At 61.5% G+C, this 16,289-nt stretch carries 20 protein-coding genes; 4 read left to right on the top strand and 16 right to left on the bottom strand.

Features of this window, described 5'->3' with window-relative positions; all coding sequences use genetic code 11:
• The 16 genes from BMX61_RS12605 to BMX61_RS12530 all read right to left on the bottom strand — a co-directional run.
• The coding region (locus BMX61_RS12605; RefSeq protein ID WP_092742682.1) for a flagellin N-terminal helical domain-containing protein at positions 1 to 639 on the bottom strand (639 nt) is incomplete at its 3' end.
• A 369-nt stretch (positions 640 to 1,008) separates the two neighbouring features.
• On the bottom strand, positions 1,009 to 1,974 hold the full coding sequence (locus tag BMX61_RS12600) for a flagellin N-terminal helical domain-containing protein (RefSeq protein WP_092742653.1): 966 nt from the start codon (positions 1,972 to 1,974) through the stop codon (positions 1,009 to 1,011).
• A 305-nt stretch (positions 1,975 to 2,279) separates the two neighbouring features.
• Positions 2,280 to 3,017 (bottom strand): flagellar type III secretion system pore protein FliP, encoded by a 738-nt coding sequence (gene fliP, locus BMX61_RS12595; protein ID WP_075629389.1) that lies wholly within the window; start codon positions 3,015 to 3,017, stop codon positions 2,280 to 2,282.
• Complete coding sequence (locus BMX61_RS12590; protein WP_075629390.1) at positions 3,014 to 3,556, bottom strand: flagellar basal body-associated FliL family protein; 543 nt, start codon at positions 3,554 to 3,556, stop codon at positions 3,014 to 3,016. Before BMX61_RS12590 ends, fliP begins: the two co-directional genes overlap by 4 nt.
• 67 nt (positions 3,557 to 3,623) lie before the next feature.
• Positions 3,624 to 4,331: a flagellar basal body L-ring protein FlgH gene (gene flgH / locus BMX61_RS12585; protein WP_075629391.1), complete on the bottom strand. Its 708-nt coding sequence runs from the start codon at positions 4,329 to 4,331 to the stop codon at positions 3,624 to 3,626.
• Positions 4,328 to 4,885: a MotE family protein gene (locus BMX61_RS12580; protein ID WP_075629392.1), complete on the bottom strand. Its 558-nt coding sequence runs from the start codon at positions 4,883 to 4,885 to the stop codon at positions 4,328 to 4,330. Before BMX61_RS12580 ends, flgH begins: the two co-directional genes overlap by 4 nt.
• Positions 4,882 to 5,955 (bottom strand): flagellar basal body P-ring protein FlgI, encoded by a 1,074-nt coding sequence (locus tag BMX61_RS12575; RefSeq protein WP_234794674.1) that lies wholly within the window; start codon positions 5,953 to 5,955, stop codon positions 4,882 to 4,884. The genes BMX61_RS12580 and BMX61_RS12575 overlap by 4 nt, the downstream gene beginning before the upstream one ends.
• Before the next feature lie 38 nt (positions 5,956 to 5,993).
• Positions 5,994 to 6,491 (bottom strand): flagellar basal body P-ring formation chaperone FlgA, encoded by a 498-nt coding sequence (gene flgA / locus BMX61_RS12570; RefSeq protein WP_075629394.1) that lies wholly within the window; start codon positions 6,489 to 6,491, stop codon positions 5,994 to 5,996.
• A gap of 23 nt (positions 6,492 to 6,514) precedes the next feature.
• On the bottom strand, positions 6,515 to 7,303 hold the full coding sequence (gene flgG, locus BMX61_RS12565) for a flagellar basal-body rod protein FlgG (protein ID WP_075629395.1): 789 nt from the start codon (positions 7,301 to 7,303) through the stop codon (positions 6,515 to 6,517).
• An 11-nt stretch (positions 7,304 to 7,314) separates the two neighbouring features.
• Positions 7,315 to 7,671 carry a flagellar hook-basal body complex protein FliE gene (locus BMX61_RS12560; RefSeq protein WP_075629396.1) on the bottom strand — a complete coding sequence of 119 codons (357 nt, stop codon included), beginning with the start codon at positions 7,669 to 7,671 and terminating at the stop codon, positions 7,315 to 7,317.
• 2 nt (positions 7,672 to 7,673) lie between these two features.
• Positions 7,674 to 8,087 carry a flagellar basal body rod protein FlgC gene (flgC, locus tag BMX61_RS12555; protein ID WP_075629397.1) on the bottom strand — a complete coding sequence of 138 codons (414 nt, stop codon included), beginning with the start codon at positions 8,085 to 8,087 and terminating at the stop codon, positions 7,674 to 7,676.
• Between the two features lie 3 nt (positions 8,088 to 8,090).
• Positions 8,091 to 8,471 carry a flagellar basal body rod protein FlgB gene (flgB, locus tag BMX61_RS12550; RefSeq protein ID WP_075629398.1) on the bottom strand — a complete coding sequence of 127 codons (381 nt, stop codon included), beginning with the start codon at positions 8,469 to 8,471 and terminating at the stop codon, positions 8,091 to 8,093.
• A gap of 263 nt (positions 8,472 to 8,734) precedes the next feature.
• A complete protein-coding gene (locus tag BMX61_RS12545; RefSeq protein ID WP_234794670.1) occupies positions 8,735 to 9,283 on the bottom strand; it encodes a flagellar protein in 549 nt (182 codons plus the stop codon).
• A gap of 2 nt (positions 9,284 to 9,285) precedes the next feature.
• Complete coding sequence (gene fliI / locus BMX61_RS12540; protein ID WP_075629579.1) at positions 9,286 to 10,683, bottom strand: flagellar protein export ATPase FliI; 1,398 nt, start codon at positions 10,681 to 10,683, stop codon at positions 9,286 to 9,288.
• Positions 10,684 to 10,799: 116 nt separating this feature from the next.
• The gene (gene flgF / locus BMX61_RS12535) at positions 10,800 to 11,531 is read right to left on the bottom strand and encodes a flagellar basal-body rod protein FlgF (protein WP_075629399.1); all 732 of its coding nucleotides are present in this window, start codon (positions 11,529 to 11,531) and stop codon (positions 10,800 to 10,802) included.
• A gap of 3 nt (positions 11,532 to 11,534) precedes the next feature.
• Positions 11,535 to 12,308, bottom strand: a complete 774-nt coding sequence (locus BMX61_RS12530; RefSeq protein ID WP_075629400.1) for a DUF1217 domain-containing protein — start codon at positions 12,306 to 12,308, stop codon at positions 11,535 to 11,537.
• A gap of 176 nt (positions 12,309 to 12,484) precedes the next feature.
• Between BMX61_RS12530 and motA the strand changes: the two genes are divergently transcribed.
• The 4 genes from motA to fliG all read left to right on the top strand — a co-directional run bounded on the left by motA (position 12,485) and on the right by fliG (position 16,096).
• Positions 12,485 to 13,363, top strand: a complete 879-nt coding sequence (gene motA, locus BMX61_RS12525; RefSeq protein WP_075629401.1) for a flagellar motor stator protein MotA — start codon at positions 12,485 to 12,487, stop codon at positions 13,361 to 13,363.
• Between the two features lie 3 nt (positions 13,364 to 13,366).
• Positions 13,367 to 14,317: a FliM/FliN family flagellar motor switch protein gene (locus BMX61_RS12520; RefSeq protein WP_234794669.1), complete on the top strand. Its 951-nt coding sequence runs from the start codon at positions 13,367 to 13,369 to the stop codon at positions 14,315 to 14,317.
• Positions 14,318 to 14,363: 46 nt separating this feature from the next.
• Positions 14,364 to 14,921 carry a flagellar motor switch protein FliN gene (fliN, locus tag BMX61_RS12515; protein WP_075629402.1) on the top strand — a complete coding sequence of 186 codons (558 nt, stop codon included), beginning with the start codon at positions 14,364 to 14,366 and terminating at the stop codon, positions 14,919 to 14,921.
• A 149-nt stretch (positions 14,922 to 15,070) separates the two neighbouring features.
• Positions 15,071 to 16,096, top strand: a complete 1,026-nt coding sequence (gene fliG, locus BMX61_RS12510) for a flagellar motor switch protein FliG (protein ID WP_075629403.1) — start codon at positions 15,071 to 15,073, stop codon at positions 16,094 to 16,096.
• The last annotated feature ends 193 nt before the right edge of the window (positions 16,097 to 16,289 follow it).

Below are 16,289 nucleotides of genomic sequence, written 5' to 3'. Positions count from 1 at the left end.
GGTGGTGCTGCTGGCATTGATCAGGAAGTAGGTACCCGTGGAGGCTGCCGTACCGTTGGCATTGTAGGTATACCCGTTGACGCTTTTGGTCAGGGCACCCCTGGTGGCGTTGTTGGTGTCGATCAGAACCGAGTTCGACGTGTCATAGCTGATCGTGCCGATCGAGACGCCTGATGCGGTACGGGTGAACGAGCCGACCATGGTCTTGGCGCCAGGGGCCGTCGACGAGGTATTGTAGAGCCAGTTTTCGCCCGAGAAGGACGAAGACTGGGCCGTCGACATGATCTGGTTCTTGAGTTCGACGAGCTCCTTGTTGATCTTGTCCTTGTCGGCGCCCGGTTCACGGGCCGTCACCAGCTTGGCCTTAATCGAGGTGATGATGTCGATGGTGTTCTTCAAACCAGTATAAGCAGTGTCTGTTTTTGCAGCGCCAAGGCCGAGAGCGTCTTGGACAGCTGAAAGCGCTTTTTCGTCAGAGCGCTGGGTCGTGGCGATCGACCAATAGGAAGCATTGTCGCTTGCATTAGCAATTTTCAGGCCGGAGGAAACGTGAGCCTGTGTCGTTTCCATGTGGGAATTGATGGAACGCAGGGTTGCCAGAGCAGAAATTGCGGCTGTATTGGTAATGATGCTGGTCATTTTTAGATTGTCCCTTAGATACACGATACGATTTTGGGGACATGCCGGACTGGTTACTAAACCGGCTAAGACGTCTTGGCTTCATGCCAGTCAGATGACTTTATTCGTTAACAGTCTGACTGTGTCTTGTTGAGGATGAAATTAAACCGTTCATCATTAACAAATCACTAAAAAAACTATTTCTTATTTATGTTTTTCGAAAAAGCCTGCTCTTGTCTGAACGTAAGCGCCTGCCCTGCCACGCGCGCTTTCTCGCCCCACGCCGCGAAAGCCGAGACGGGCGCGCAGACAGACGCAAAAAGGCCGCGCCCAGAGGGGCACGGCCTTTCCTGTCGATCTCGGTGATGTCGACTTACGTGACGTGACGGCTTAGCGGAAGAGCGAGAGGACGCTGTCGGCGCTGGAATTGGCGATCGACAGGGCCTGGATGCCGAGCTGCTGCTGCGTCTGCAGCGCCTTCAGCTTGGTGGACTCTTCGTTCATGTCGGCATCCACAAGGCGGCCGACACCCTTGGTGATCGTGTCGCGCAGATCCTTGACGAAGCTGTTCTGCGTGTCGATGCGGCTGTTGGCGGCACCGAGCGTGGAGGCAGCATTGGTCAGGCTCTGCAGCATGGTGTCGACAGAGCTCAGCATCTGCTCGACCTGGGCGTCGGTGGTGGTCGAGGAGATCGAGATCACCGAGCCGGCAGCCGAGGTGGTGCTGTTGACGTTGATCAGGAAGTAGGTGCCGGTGGAGCCGGCCGTGCCGTTGGTGTAGGTGCCGTAGCCGGTGACGGCTTTGGTCAGCGCACCCTTGGTGGCGTCGTTGGTGTCGATCAGAACCGAGTTGGCCGTATCGTAGCTGATGGTGCCGATCGAAACGCCATTTGCCGAGCGGGTGAAGGAGCCGACCATGGTCTTGGTGGTCGCAGCCGTCGTCGACGTGTTGTAGAGCCAGTTTTCACCCGAGAAGGACGAGGACTGCGCCGTCGAGATGATCTGGTTCTTGAGTTCGGTGATTTCCTTGTTGATCTTGTCCTTGTCGGCGCCCGGCTCGCGCGCGGTGACCAGCTTCTGCTTGATCGTCGAGATGATGTCGATGGTGGTGTCGAGGCCGTTATAGGCCGTATCGGTCTTGGCGGCAGCGAGGCCGAGCGCGTCCTGGACGGCCGACAGCGCCTTGTCGTCGGACTTCATGGTCGTGGCGATCGACCAATAAGCGGCGTTGTCCTTGGCCGAACCGACCTTTAGGCCCGACGAAATGTGAGCCTGGGTGCTTTCCATGTTTGAGCTGATCGTCCGCAGGGTCGAGAGCGCAGCGATGGCGGAAGCGTTCGTGATAATGCTGGTCATAAGAGAGTGTCCCTCAGTACGAAATACAGGATTTGGGGGACATACCGGACTATATACTAAAACCGGTGAAGACTTTTCGGCATCATGCCAGCTAGAAGAGCGATTTTAACTTTCGATCTACCTTGCTTGTCTTGCAGGAACAAAGTCTCACTTCTCGCTTACCAATATATTAACGGTAAAATTCGGTATTTTAACATGTTCTTTTCTAAGTAACTCTAATATATTTAAGGAAACAACAGAACGCGCCTGACCTTAACCAAGAGGAAACCCTCTTAGTTTGCCGTCAGTTAACCATGACGAAAACTTCAGTTGAAAGAGCGCACCAGACTGCCAACGAGCAGGTTCCAGCCGTCGATCAAGACGAAGAACAGAACCTTGAACGGCAGGGAAATCGAGGTCGGCGGCAGCATCATCATGCCCATGGCCATGGTGATGGTGGCAACGATCAGGTCGATGACCAGGAAGGGCAGCATGATCAGAAAGCCGATTTCGAAGCCACGGCGGATTTCCGAGATCATGAAGGCCGGCACCACGGCGCGCAGATCGACGCGGCCATTTTCTTCCAGCGATAAATTCTTCTCACGCGCCATGTCGATGAAGAGCTGGAGATCCTTGTCGCGCGTGTTGGCCAGCATGAAGGCGCGGAAAGGCTCGGCGATGCGCGGCAAGGCCTCCTGCTCGGTGATCTGGTTCTGGATCAGGGGATCGACCCCTTCCGGCCAGGCACGATCAAAGGTCGGCGACATCACGTAAAAGGTCATGAACAGCGCCAGGCTGACCATGATCATGTTGGATGGCGTGGTGGCCAGCCCCATGCCGGAGCGAAGGATGGCAAAGGCGATGACGAAACGCGGAAAGCTCGTCACCATGATCAGGATGCCAGGCGCGACCGACAGAACCGTCAGCAGGCCGAAGGTACGGATGATCCATGACGCCACGGATCCGTCGATCGGCGTGTTGAACAAGTTCGACGGAAAGCCCTGTGCGAGAGCCGTTCCGGACATGAACGCCATGGCGGCGAGAAAGGCGACGAGACGAATCATTGAACCACAAAAGTTCTGAAGATCACATCCGATACGCGCCCCTCGGAGCGCAGGTCAACCCGCTCCTGAATGTCGTCCTTTAGATATTGGAAACCACGCGGTCCCTGGATCTGCTGCAGCGAGACCGTGCGCAGATAGGCCGTGAGATCGTCTTGGATCGACTTTGCCACTGCGACATCCGGATGTTCCTTGAACACCAGCGCCAGCTCCAGCCGGATCCAGTTTTCGCTGGGATAGGCGAGATTGACCGTCATCGGATCGAGCTGCAGAACGCCGCCCGCCTCGGTAAAGGCATGGGGCAGGCCTTCCGGCTTCTTCTCGCCATGCCCGCCGCCGCCATGTTCCTCCGCCTTAGCGGGGGCCGCCGGCGCGGCTGCGGCAGCAGCGGGTGCATCATGGCTGGCGCTTGACGGCGCCAAGAGGCCGCCGACGAACCAGCCGCCGCCGCCGCCGAGGATCGTCACCACCACAGCGGCGATGATCGTACCCACCATCGGATTTTTCTTCTTCGGCGCATCCGCGCCTTCGGCGTCTTCCATAATCTTTCAAGGCCCCTTGGCATCGATGCGGCATGCGCGCGCGGGCAGACCCGCGCGGCCGTGACGATCAGATCGGCGACAGGATATCCATGACCTGCTGGCCGATCGGCGGCTGCTGGATTTCGGTCAGGCGACCGCGGCCGCCGTAGGAAATACGGGCTTCGGCGATCTTGTCGTAGGAGATCGTGTTCTTGGCATCGACGTCCTGCGGGCGAACGATACCGGCGACATTCAGGATGCGCATTTCATGATTGACGCGCACTTCCTGGCTGCCGCTGATCAGGAGATTGCCGTTCTCCAGCACGCCGGTGACAACGGCGGCGACCAGCAGGACGAGCTTTTCGGCCCGCTCCGTCGAACCATCGGCCTTGGTCGAGGTGTTCGAGCCGTAGTCGAGATTGCCCTTCCACGCACCGGTGCTGACAGCGCCGGACGAATTCGCGCCAATGTTGAAGCCGCTGTCGTTCTCGCGCTTGCGATCGGTCTTGTTGTCGAAGGAGGCCTTGTCGTCAATGCGGATATTGACCGTCAGGATGTCGCCGACATTGATGGCGCGCGCGTCCTTGAACAGGGCGGAGCGCTGGTCGTTCCAGAGCGAGAAGCCGTTATTGGCGTGCAGCGGCTGCTTGGGATACATGGCCAGCTGCGGCGTCTGGGAATATTGCAAGCCGGAGCCGATCGGGCTCATGGCCGGCGCCCGGCCGACATCGCTCAGCGCACTTTGGCAACCCGTCAGGAGGCTGGCGGCGAGAATCGCGGTGATGCGGTGTCTCATGAGGGTTCCTTCGAGGTTTTGGGATCCGTCGCGCTGGCGATGATGGCTGTGATCACCGCCGCCTTGTCGCTGGCCATTTCCGCCAGGATCAGACTGGATTTCTTCGGCGGCAGCTTCATGATCAAGGCCGCCGCGATTTCCGGATTGACTTCCTGCAGCTTGGCCGCCGCCGCATCCGGGGCCATGCCCTTGTAGATGCCGACGAGCCCGACCTGGGCCTGTTCGAGAAAGTCGTTTCGACGCTTCAACCAGTCCTGATATTCGTTGCGGCGCTTTTCGAGCTCGGCGATGCGGCCGTTGACCTCGGTCTGCAGATCTTCCAGCTGCTTTTTCTGCAGCACATAGCGTTGGTCGCGCGCGCCATCGGCGATGTTGGAGCAGAAGCGCTGGATCTCGCCATTATCGGGCGCACCGGTCGCCGCCGGAGCGCCGACTTCCTGGGCAAAGGCGCCGGGGATCAGGCCGAGACCGGCAATCGCAAGCACCAGGCCAAGACGGCGGCCGCTTCGGGTGTTCCGGGTCCAGGCTGAAAGCGTATCGAGAAACAGGATCATTGCAGCACGAGCTCCGCCTGGAGAGCACCGGCGGACTTGATGCCCTGGAGGATCGAGATGATCCCGTCAGGCTTGACGCCGATGGAGTTGAGACCGGAGACGAGACTGCGCAGGTTCGAGCCGTTGAGCAGCGCGACGGACCCGCCATTCTGCTGCACCTGAATTTCGGTATTGGGCTCGACTGCGGTCTCCCCGCGGGAGAAGGGTTCGGGCTGGACCACCTTCGGCGCCTCGGTCACCTGAACGGTGAGCGTGCCGAAACTGACCGCCACGGGGGCAATGCGCACATCCTGGCCGATGACGATGGTCCCGGTACGCTCGTTGACGACGACGCGGGCCGGCGTATCGGTCTGGATTTCCAGGTTTTCGATGTCGGCCATCAGCTTGGCGAGGTCGGCCATCTTCGGACGGTCGATGACCACGGTCTGGCTGTCGCGCGCTTCGGCAATCCGGCCACCATAGCGGTGGGAGGCGTAGCGGTTGATCGTGTCGGCCATGCCGACGGCGGTCGAGAAGTCCGGATTGCGCAGCTGGAGCGTGAGATTGACGCCGTCCTTGAACTTGGCGGGCAGTTCACGTTCGATAATCGCGCCGTTCGGCACGCGGCCGGCGGTCGTAACACCCTGCTGGACGCTGGACGCCTGGCCTTGGGCGGAAAAGCCCGTCACGACCACCGAGCCTTGCGCGACCGCATAGATCTGGCCGTCCGCGCCCGAAAGCGAGGTCATGACCAGCGTGCCGCCGCGCAGCGAGGTGCTGTCGCCGAGCGAACCGACGGTCACGTCGATGCGGCTGCCGGGACTGGCGAAAGGCGGAAGATTGGCGGTGACGAGCACGGCCGCGATGTTCTTCGAACGGCTCTCGCCGCCCTGCGTCGAGATGCCGAGATTCTGCAACATGGCGCGCAGCGACTGTTCGGTGAAGGGCGAAGAGCGCAGGCTGTCGCCCGTGCCTTGAAGCCCGACCACGAGGCCGTAGCCGATCAGCTGGTTTTCACGCCCCGACTGCAGCGAGGCCACATCCTTGATGCGCGAGATGGCGAAGGCCGGCTCGACCGCGAGAAGGAGCATCGCGGCAAGCGCGATGAGGCAACGCGTGACATTCTTGATCATTTCGCCACCACCTGAACGGTGCCGTCCGCCATGACCGTTCCGGAAACGATGATACCGGAGTCGGTATTGCGCACGCGGATCAGATCGCCAACCGCCGCATTTTCAAGCGGCGAGCCGCCGGCGGAGATGACCAGGGGACCATTGTTGAAGACCAGCCGCACCGCCTTGCCGCGCTCGACGGCATAGGGCTGGCGCAGACCGGAGACGAGGATGACGCGGCCGGACAGAAGCGTGCGGGTCGTCACCTTGCCCACGACCTGATCGGCCGTCTGGGCGAAATCGCCCGAGAGGTTGGGATTGGTGACGTCCACGACTTCCAGCTGGCTTCCCACGATGGTTTCGCCGGGATAGATCGTTTCCTTGGGGATCACGGCCGTCATGCCTTCGGCACGCGCGGGCGCTGAGCCCGTGAGTGCCGCAAGCGCGACCGAGGCGGCTGCCAGCGTGGCGGCGGCCAGACGGTGATGGCGGAAGGAAATCCGGCGAAACATCATGTTTGCCCTTCGTTTGGAGCGCGTTACCGCAGGTTCTTGGAAACCGTGCCGGCCATTTCGTCGGCGGCCTGGATCACCTTGGAGTTCATCTCATAAGCGCGCTGGGCGGAGATGAGATCGGTGATCTCCTTGACCGGATCGACGTTGGAAGCTTCGAGATATTTCTGCTTGACCGTGGCATAGCCGGGATCGCCGGGCACACCGACAACGGGGGCGCCGGAGGCCGGCGTCTGCTTGAAGAGATTGTCACCCTGCGGATCGAGGCCCGCTTCGTTGACGAAGTTGGCAATGGTCAGCTGGCCAAGGCTGGTCGGCACGGTGGCGTTGCCCACAGTCGCCAGCACCTCGCCCGAAGCGGAGACCGTGACGCTCTTGGTGTTCGGCGGCACGGTGATGCCGGGAACGACCGCGTAACCGTCGATGGTGACGAGCTGGCCGGTGTCATTGGTGTTGAAAGCGCCGGCGCGGCTGTAAGCCGTCGTGCCGTCGGGCATCTGGATCTGGAACCAGCCCTTGCCGATCAGCGCCAAGTCGAGGTCGTTGCCGGTGGACACCAGGCTGCCCTGGAGGTGCAGGTTGCGCACGGCGGACGTCTGAACGCCGAGACCGACATTGGCACCTTCCGGCACGATCGCCTGGCCGGCCCGGTTCGGCACGCCCTGAACCCGCTCGGCCTGATACAGCAGGTCGGAGAATTCGGCGCGGGCGCGCTTGTAACCCGTCGTGTTGATGTTGGCGATGTTGTTGGCGATGACTTCCAGGTTGAGCTGCTGGGCGTTCATGCCGGTGGCGGCGATCGAAAGCGCTTTCATCTATAATATCCTCAGATCGCCATGCGGGCAATTTCGAGATAGGCGGTGACGACCTTGTCGCGGATGGCGACTGCCGTCTGCAGGGTCTGGTCCGCATTCATCACGGCGTCGACGACCTGGCGGGAATCGGCCTTGCCCTGGACGCCGGCGAGCGAGAGGCTTTCGGCGTTGCGCAGCGAGCCGATCGTGTCGGTGGCCATGTCGGCCATCACCGCCGAGAAGCTCGGCGCGTTGGGCGTGCCGGGCGTGGCCGTGCCCATCAGGCCGCCAGCCAGGCCGCTTGCCGTGGTGGAGCCCGAAGAGCTCAGCGAGCCGAGTTCGCCCGCGCCTGAAATGGCCGAGGAAATGCTGTGAATAGAGTTGATCATGATTAGCTCTTCAGGAGATCTATCGTGGCGGAGATCAAATCTCGAGCCTGGCGGGTGGTCTGGAGATTGGCCTCGTAAGAACGGTTGGCTTCCCGCATATCGGCCATCTCGACGAGGACGTTGACGTTCGGCAGCTTGACCATGCCTTTTTCGTCGGCGGCCGGATTGCCGGGATCGCTTTCCTCGATGAAATCGGAGTCATCGACGCCGAGGCGCTTGATGCCGACGCTGGCCGCACCACTGATACGGTCGACCTCGGCGCGGAAGCTGATCGTCTTGCGGCGATAGGGGTCGGCGCCCGGGCTGTCGCCCGTGGAACGCGCGTTGGCGATGTTTTCCGAGACGATACGCAGGCGCGTCGATTCCGCATCGAGACCGGTCGCGGAGACCTTGAGGGCTGAGACCAGGGGATCCATGGCTTAGCGCCTTACCGTCAGAAGCATCATGCGGTTGAAGGACTTGACGAGATTGGTGCTGAGATCGAAATCCCGCTTGATCTCGCCAGTCTTCATCAACTCCTTCTCCATGGAGACGGTGTTGCCGGACTGCTTCATTTCATTGCCGTCGGAGACGCTGCTCTCGACGACTTCGGCGGCGGAGTTGCCGCTGAGGAAATGGGCGGGATTGGTGGTCGCGAGCTGGAAAGGCGTCTCGCGCAGTACGCTTTCGAAGGGCTTGACGTCCTTGGCCGCGTAGCCGGGCGTGTTAACGTTGGCAATATTGCCGGCGACGACGTTCTGGCGAACTGCCAGCCATTGCGCCTGTCGCGAGGCCAGATCAAAGAGCTGTATCGGTTGCATCATGCGACTCCGTGCTTGATGCTTCGACACTAGCCCGGCAAACTTGCGTCAGACTGTTGCGGACCGGCCGGCGTAGTGTAAGGCAAAATCCTTAAAGAAAGCTTAACCGAAGAATTAAATCGGCCGAAATCCGATCTTTTGCGAAGCAGGCCTGACGATGGCCAGAAGCGCACAGGAAGAGGCTAAAAACAGATCAGGCCGGGAAAACCCGGCCTGCAATCGACGTGAATGGTGCGCCGAAGGCATAGCGCCGGCGCTTTATCTTACTGGCCGGCCTTGAAGACGTCGCCCTTGCTGGTGACCATTACCCAGTCGCCGCCACGCTGCTCCAGCGCCGCAATACGGCTGTCGTCTGGCAGGACCGAACCGACACGCACGAGATAGACGCCCTTGTCATCCTCGATCAGCGCCCGGCCGTTTGCGACATGGCGCAGGCTGAAGCGCGGATTGGCGGGGAAAGGCTGCTCGGGCGGGCCGCTCGGCTTCACGATCGCGCCAGGGATAGAGGCCGTCAGCAGCGCATCGACGGTGGCCTCGGTCTCTTCCTGCCGCTGCTGCTGCGCCATCGTCAGCGAGCCGCTGCCGATCTTGGCCGGCAGGTCGCGCAGCCGGCCTTCCCAGAGCGTGGGAATGCTGATCTTGTCCTGATTGAGATAAGCCCACCAGGGAAAATAGGAGGCGAGACCGGCCAGGACGATCCCGAAGGCGCCGAGCGCCATGTCCGATCTCGGCATTCCGCGCTGGCGTTGCTGGCTGACGACTTCGTCGGCATCCGTATCGCGCATCTGCGCGGGCCGCTTGATCCTGGTCATCCCTATCCTCGTGCGATGGCGCCGCCATTGGCTGCGGCTGCCTTCAGGGCATTGGCGAGATCGGTGAAGGCGTCGAAGGACGGCCGCTCACCCGGTGATTGTTTCAGCGTCTCGTAGATCACGGGCACCTGACGAATGGCCATGTCGAGATCCGGGTCGCTGCCGGGGCGATAGCCGCCGATCAGCCGGAGATCGCGGGTTTCCTCATAGCGATGGATCAGCGCCTTCAGGCGGGCCACCAGCTTTTCCTGGTCGGGCGTCCAAGCCTTGCGCGCAAGACGCGAGACCGAACTCAAGGGATTGATGGGCGGATAGCGCCCCTCCTCCGCCAGGCTGCGCTCCATGACGATATGGCCGTCAAGAATACCACGGGTGGAGTCGGCGATCGGGTCGTTGTGATTGTCGCCATCGACCAGGATCGAGATGATCGCGGTGATGGTGCCCGCGCCTTCGATACCGGGCCCCGCCCGTTCGAGAAGCCGCGGCAGCTCGGTGAAGACGGATGCTGGATAGCCGCGCGCGATCGGCGGCTCGCCGGAGGCCGTCGCCACCTCGCGGATCGCATGAGCAAAACGGGTGACGCTGTCGACGATCAGCAGAACGTTTTCGCCCTGATCGCGAAAATGCTCGGCGATGGTCACCGCCGTCATCGGCGCCATCTTGCGCAGCATCGGGCTCTCGTCGCTGGTGGCGACCACGGCCACCGTCTTCCGCATATCCTCGCCAAGCGTGTCCTCGATGAATTCGCGCACTTCGCGACCGCGCTCGCCGACAAGCGCGATGACGACGCGGTCAAAGGCTTCGGCGCGTGCCAGCATGGACAGAAGCGTGGATTTGCCGATGCCCGAACCGGCGAAAATGCCGAGGCGCTGGCCAAGGCAGAGAGGCGAAAACAGATCGATTGCCCGCACGCCGGTGCGAAAGCCTTCCTCGACGCGACGACGTGTCATCGAAGGCGGCGCGCTGTTGGCGATCGAACGGGCGACCGGGCCATGGCTCAGCGGCGCCCCGCCATCGATCGGCTCGCCGAGCGCATTGATGGCGCGCCCGCACCAGCTTTCATCCGGCGCCACGCGAAAAGCGCCCTTGCGGATCACCGTATCATGAATGCCGATCGGCTCGCCCGGCTCGATCGGGCAGATATAGACGAGCTCCTGCTCGACGCGCACCACCTCGCCGAGATGGACGCCGGTCTCGCTCTTATGGGCAACGAAATCGCCGAGGCGGACCTGACGCGAGAGGCCGGAAACCGTGTAATGACCGGCGGCGATCGTCTGCACACGCCCGCCGGCGGCCACGGAATTCTCGCTCTGGCCATAGCGTGCAGCCAGCGATCCCAAAGCCGCAAGCCGGCTCGGGCCGAAGCTGAAGGTGTCCGTTTCATCCAAGGCAGCGCTCATCTCATCATCCACTCTGGCCGTGCATCATGCCGGCAAGCCTTGCGCACGAAGCGTGCGCCGGCCGTGATCGTCTTGTTCTTGCAGGATCGCACCGCGCGCCGGCGATGCGCGCCGCATCAGCTCTTGGCGCCGCCCAGCGTCTTGATCGCCTCGCTCAGGCTGGTCTCACCATCGCGCATCAGGGCGGTGATATTTTCAAAGGCGCGGGAAACAGTGATCAGCTGCGTCATTTCTGTGATCGGATCGACGTTGGATTCTTCGACATAGCCCTGCTTGACGCCAACATCCATGCGGTCCACGACCGGCTGCGGCTGCGCGCCCTTCGGCAGAACGCCGCTGTTGTCATAGCGGTTGAAGCCCTTGGAGAAGTCAGCCTCGAACAGGCCGAGCGCGGAAACCTGCTGGCCGTTCTGACGGATCACGCCATCCGGCGTGACGATCAATTCGCCGGCGCCTGCATTGACCTGGATCGGTGCGCCGCCGGCATCCAGCACCGGATAGCCGCGTACGGTGACGAGATCGCCCCCATCGGTCAGCGAGAAGCGGCCATCACGCGTCAGCACGGGGCCGGCCGGCGTCTGGATCTGGAAATAGGCATCGCCTTTGATGGCGAGATCGAGATTGTTGCCCGTGGACGTCATCCCGCCGCCCTGGGTCTTGAGAAATTCCTTGCCCTCGTTGACGAAGGCCACCTTGGTGGGCTTGGTATCGCCGAGCACGGTGTTGAACTTCATTTCCGTGGCCCGAAAGCCTGCGGTATTGGCGTTGGCGACATTGTGCGCCAGCGTCGCCATGCGCTTTTCCAGCGCAATCTGGGACGAAACGGCGACGTAAAGACCGGTCTGCATCTTTCAGCGACCTCCAAGCTTCAAATTGTTGATCGACAGGAGAAGATCGGCCGAAATGCCCGAGCTGCCGCCAAACAGCTTGAGCGTGTCGGAGGCGGCAGGATCCTTCTGCGCTTCCCATAGGGCGGTGAAGCGTTCCATGAGTTTCGAAAGCTTCTTCGGATCCTTGAAGGAGCTGATGTCGATCTTCTCCTTGATGTGATCCGCCTGGGCATCGATATCGGCGGCGGCGAATTCATCCGGCACCTGCAGGAGGGTCCGGGTCACCTGGGCCAGTGCCTCATCGGCGAGAAGGCCGAAGGGGCTGGTAATCGAGGGGGCCATGCGCTCGAAATAAAGCGCCAGACGCACGCCCGAATCGTCCTCGCCGACTTCTTCCTCCAGCGTTTGCCGGCTGAATTTTGCGGTCACCCCCGTCTGCGCGCTGTCCTTGGCGGTAGCAGCGGTTCCGAACTTGGCGAAATTCAGCGAATTCACCAGATCGGAATAGCGGCTGTCGGAAAGCTTCTTGGCGAAGGCATCGTCCTTCTCGTTGCCCTCGGTCAGCACCTTGCGGATGAAAGCCTTGGCGTAGGACATGTCTTCAAGGCCGTGGGCCTTCAGTGCGTAGTTATAGAGACGGCTGTCGGCCATGAACTCGTCGACCGTCTTCACCGAGCCGATCTTCGACATGTAATAGGCCGTCTCCCGCGCGACGTCGGGCTGCTCCTGCACGCGCTTCAGCGAGGAGGTGAGGTCGCTGGTGATCTGCTTGTAGCTGGTGAAAGTGGTCGTCACGGAAAGAAAATCCTAAGAGGGCTGGAACAAAATGCTCCGAGCGTCCGGCATGAAGCCAAACTGGTGCGTTCCCCTTGTGCGAAGCTGTCCCCGCGGCAACGCATCAGAGCCAGCCTCACGCAAGCAAGACAGCCTATCCCCTATCCTCGAAATCCACCCGTGCGGCAGGTATCAACATGAACATCATCATCGGGCTCGTCATGACGCTCGGCTGCATTCTCGGCGGCTTCATCGCGATGGGCGGCCACATGACCGTTCTCAACCAGCCCTTCGAGCTGGTGATCATCGGCGGCGCCGGCGTCGGCGGCTTCATCATGGCCAATTCGATGAAGACCGTGAAGGATGCCGGCAAGGCGCTCGGCGAGGCCTTCAAGCATAAGGTCCCCAAGGAGCGAAATTATCTGGACACGCTCGGCGTGCTCTATTCGCTCATGCGCGACCTGCGCACCAAGTCGCGCAACGAGATCGAAAGCCACATCGATAATCCGCAGGAAAGCTCGATCTTCCAGCAGGCGCCGACAGTTCTTTTGAACAAGGAACTGACGGCCTTCATCTGCGACTATGTGCGCCTGATCATCATCGGCAATGCACGCAGCCACGAGATTGAGGCGCTGATGGACGAGGAAATCGAGACCATCAGCCACGACAAGATGAAATCCTACAACGCGCTGGCAACGATGGGCGACGCCTTTCCGGCGATCGGGATCGTCGCGGCCGTTCTGGGCGTCATCAAGGCCATGGGCGCCATCACGGAATCGCCCGAGGTTCTCGGCGGCAAGATCGCGGCGGCCCTTGTCGGCACCATGCTCGGGATCTTCCTGTCCTATTGCATCGTCTCGCCGATGATCGCCAACATCAAGGCGGTGCGTGAAAAGCAGAACCGGCTCTATGTGATCGTGAAGCAGACGCTGATCGCCTACATGAACGGCTCCGTTCCCCAGGTCGCGCTCGAATATGGCCGGAAAACGATTTCCGCCTATGAACGCCCTTCCATTGATGCCGTCGAGCAGGAGATGATGAATCCGGGCGGCGGCGGCGAAAGCAAGGCAGCTTAATCCATGACCGACACCGCCATGACGGCGCGCACGGCGCCCCTTCCCTTCGACAAGAGCCTGCTGGCCCGCATGACCGGCCTTCTGGCCGACCGCGAGCCGGTTGAAAAATTCGCCGTCGACCTCGGCCAGGTCTTCGCCGAATTCCTGCCCGACATGCTGCAGGCCGAAACCGGCTTTCCGGTCGAGATCGGCTATGCAGGCTTCGACAGCGGCGTGAAGCAGGAGCTGGTCGCGGCTCTTGGGAGCACGGTGGCCGTCTGCGACGGAACGCTGCGCAACTGGTGCGATTTCGTTATCGCCTGCGACAGCCCGATCGTCATGGGCATGGTGGAAATGCTGCTCGGCGCCGCCCCGGAAACGATCAGCCCGCCGGTCCCCCGCGCGCTCTCGGCCATCGAGCTCGACGTGGCGGCGATGCTGTTCGAGAAGGTCGCCAATGTCCTGAAATCGGCGGTCAATGCGAGCGGCGGCTTCGAGCCGACACTGGAACGCCCGCTCAACGCGACGGAGCGTTCGATCCCGGAAGAAGCGGCCGATATCCATGCGGCCGCCGTCAAGATCAGCCTGGTCGCCGGGCCGATCTCGGCCATCTTCACCATCGTCATTCCGCACAAGGCGCTCTTGAAGACCAAGATCGTCTTCCCCAAGGGCATCGGCCAGGCGCGCAAGACGAAGAATGCCTGGAGCGACCAGCTGGAACAGCAGGTTCATCGCTCCGCCGTCAGCCTGGAGGCCCGCATCCGCCTTGAGGACCTGACCCTTAACGATGTCTGCCGCCTTCAGGCCGGCGACATCATCGCCTTCAAGGACGTCCACGACGTCCGGGTGGATGTGAATGCCAACGGCCGCGACCTCTATGTCTGTGAATTTGGCCGTTCCGGCGAACGTTATACAGTCCGCATCATGGACACCCATGGTTCGGAAAAAGAGATTCTCGACCATTTGATGGGCTGAGCGACGAAACAGGCTTGGGGCAAGCTTCAATTGGAATAATGCACACATGGCTACGATAAAAGCACCCGATGACGTATTTCCGTCTCTGTCCGAAGGCGACGCCGAACTCGATCAGGCGATCGACGATCTGCGTGGCGTTCTGAAGGAAGGCGCAGACGGCGGCGTTTCCGACGCCGACGTATTCTCCGGCTCCCTGTCCGGGCTGGACGGCGCTTCGTCCTTCGCAGCATCCGACGATCTTGGCGGCTTTGGCGGTGATTTCGCTGCCGATGCGGCAAGCTCCAGCAACGCGGGCCTCTCCGGCGCAAGCCGTGGCAGCCGGTCACGCTCGCTGCGCGCCGGCGCGGAGATCCCGGCCAATCTCGAAATGATCATGGACATCCCGATCGATGTTCAGATCGTGCTCGGCGCCAGCCGCATGCAGGTCTCCAGCCTGATGGCGCTTACCGAAGGCGCAACCATCGGGCTCGACCGCAAGATCGGCGAGCCGGTCGAAGTCACCGTCAACGGCCGAGTGATCGGCCGTGGTGAAATCACCGTTCTGGACGAAGACGATACGCGGTTCGGCGTTCGCCTGATCGAAATTCGCAGCGGCCGCGGCTGAAAGGCTGTCACCGACTGAACCCGACGAAGCAGGGCGCGCATCGAGCGCCTTGCACACGAAGACCTGAAGTAAATGTGTAACGGCAGGTCGGCGCTCTCCACGCAACGCGCCACCTCCGGTCCGGCGCCAGGGCGCTGACGAAAGGATCCATGATGGATTTCGACAATTTCGAGTCTTCGGCACCGACCCGGCCTCTTAGTCAGACAGACAAGGCCGCCGCCGTTCTGCTTGCCATGGGTAAGGGCGTCGCCGGCAAGCTCCTGAAGTTTTTTACCCAGGGCGAGCTGCAGGGCATCATCGCCGCGGCGCAGGCTCTGCGCACCATTCCGCCGCATGAACTGGACCAGCTGGTCAGCGAGTTCGAAGACCTCTTCACCGAAGGGGCCGGCCTGATGGATAATGCCAAGGCCATCGAGGCCATTCTGGAAGAGGGCCTGCCGCCTGAAGAGGTCGATGGCCTGCTGGGCCGCCGCGCGGCCTTCCAATCCTACGAACAGAATATCTGGGAGCGCCTGCAGGACAGCGATCCGGTCTTCGTCTCGCGCTACATCGCCAAGGAACATCCGCAGACCATCGCCTACGTCCTGTCGATGATGCCCTCGAACTTCAGCGCCAAGGTTCTCTTGGAACTGCCGGAAACCCAGCGCGCCGATATCGTCAACCGGACGGTGACGATGAAGAGCGTCAGCCCGAAGGCCGCGCAGATCATCGAACAGCGCGTCATCGAAATGTTTCAGGCTGTGGAAGAGGATCGCAACTCCACCGGTTCGGTCAAGGCGGCCGAGGTCATCAACCAGCTGGAAAAGACCCAGGTCGACACCCTGCTCGGTGCACTCGAATCGCTCAGCCAGGAATCGGCCGGCAAGATCCGCCCGAAGATCTTCCTCTTCGACGACATCATGCTCATGCCGCAGCGCAGCCGCGTGGCGCTGTTCAACGACGTCTCCGGCGACATCATCACCATGGCGCTGCGAGGCACCGCCATGGACCTGCGCGAATGTGTCCTCTCGGCACTGGGCGCACGCCAGCGCCGCATGATCGAGGCCGATCTGGGTACCGGCGAGCAGGGCATCAACCCGCGCGAAATCGCGATTGCCCGCCGCTCGATCACCCAGGAGGCCATCCGCCTGGCAGCTGCCGGCATGATCGAACTGAAGGAAAAGGCAGCCGCCTGATCCCACGCATTTTATCGACGACAACGGCCATACGAGCTCCGCTTGCATGGCCGTTGTCGTTTGCCGCATTTTCCCTCGCCGGAAATCACCCGCCTGCCTCTTGCAAGGCCCGACCCGCCGCCGCAAGAAGAGCAGGATATCGGTGCCCGCGACATACAAACCCTGCTTGGCCAGCCACCTGGCTGGCAAGGTG

The organism is Xaviernesmea oryzae (genome assembly GCF_900109605.1).
Lineage (GTDB): Bacteria > Pseudomonadota > Alphaproteobacteria > Rhizobiales > Rhizobiaceae > Xaviernesmea > Xaviernesmea oryzae.
The sequence above is the reverse complement of the archived record's forward strand: the minus strand, read 5'-3'. Positions and strand labels throughout refer to the sequence as shown.

What these genes read in the sequence shown, in the direction of transcription:
- fliN (WP_075629402.1), top strand. Translation starts at nt 14,364, where the DNA reads ATGGCTACGATAAAAGCACCCGATGACGTATTTCCGTCTCTGTCCGAA.
- fliI (WP_075629579.1), bottom strand. Translation starts at nt 10,683, where the DNA reads ATGAGCGCTGCCTTGGATGAAACGGACACCTTCAGCTTCGGCCCGAGC.
- flgC (WP_075629397.1), bottom strand. Translation starts at nt 8,087, where the DNA reads ATGGATCCCCTGGTCTCAGCCCTCAAGGTCTCCGCGACCGGTCTCGAT.
- fliP (WP_075629389.1), bottom strand. Translation starts at nt 3,017, where the DNA reads ATGATTCGTCTCGTCGCCTTTCTCGCCGCCATGGCGTTCATGTCCGGA.
- BMX61_RS12560 (WP_075629396.1), bottom strand. Translation starts at nt 7,671, where the DNA reads ATGATCAACTCTATTCACAGCATTTCCTCGGCCATTTCAGGCGCGGGC.
- flgG (WP_075629395.1), bottom strand. Translation starts at nt 7,303, where the DNA reads ATGAAAGCGCTTTCGATCGCCGCCACCGGCATGAACGCCCAGCAGCTC.
- motA (WP_075629401.1), top strand. Translation starts at nt 12,485, where the DNA reads ATGAACATCATCATCGGGCTCGTCATGACGCTCGGCTGCATTCTCGGC.
- BMX61_RS12520 (WP_234794669.1), top strand. Translation starts at nt 13,367, where the DNA reads ATGACCGACACCGCCATGACGGCGCGCACGGCGCCCCTTCCCTTCGAC.
- BMX61_RS12580 (WP_075629392.1), bottom strand. Translation starts at nt 4,885, where the DNA reads ATGATCCTGTTTCTCGATACGCTTTCAGCCTGGACCCGGAACACCCGA.
- fliG (WP_075629403.1), top strand. Translation starts at nt 15,071, where the DNA reads ATGATGGATTTCGACAATTTCGAGTCTTCGGCACCGACCCGGCCTCTT.
- flgH (WP_075629391.1), bottom strand. Translation starts at nt 4,331, where the DNA reads ATGAGACACCGCATCACCGCGATTCTCGCCGCCAGCCTCCTGACGGGT.
- BMX61_RS12545 (WP_234794670.1), bottom strand. Translation starts at nt 9,283, where the DNA reads ATGACCAGGATCAAGCGGCCCGCGCAGATGCGCGATACGGATGCCGAC.
- flgF (WP_075629399.1), bottom strand. Translation starts at nt 11,531, where the DNA reads ATGCAGACCGGTCTTTACGTCGCCGTTTCGTCCCAGATTGCGCTGGAA.
- flgA (WP_075629394.1), bottom strand. Translation starts at nt 6,491, where the DNA reads ATGATGTTTCGCCGGATTTCCTTCCGCCATCACCGTCTGGCCGCCGCC.
- BMX61_RS12590 (WP_075629390.1), bottom strand. Translation starts at nt 3,556, where the DNA reads ATGGAAGACGCCGAAGGCGCGGATGCGCCGAAGAAGAAAAATCCGATG.
- BMX61_RS12600 (WP_092742653.1), bottom strand. Translation starts at nt 1,974, where the DNA reads ATGACCAGCATTATCACGAACGCTTCCGCCATCGCTGCGCTCTCGACC.
- BMX61_RS12575 (WP_234794674.1), bottom strand. Translation starts at nt 5,955, where the DNA reads ATGCTCCTTCTCGCGGTCGAGCCGGCCTTCGCCATCTCGCGCATCAAG.
- flgB (WP_075629398.1), bottom strand. Translation starts at nt 8,471, where the DNA reads ATGCAACCGATACAGCTCTTTGATCTGGCCTCGCGACAGGCGCAATGG.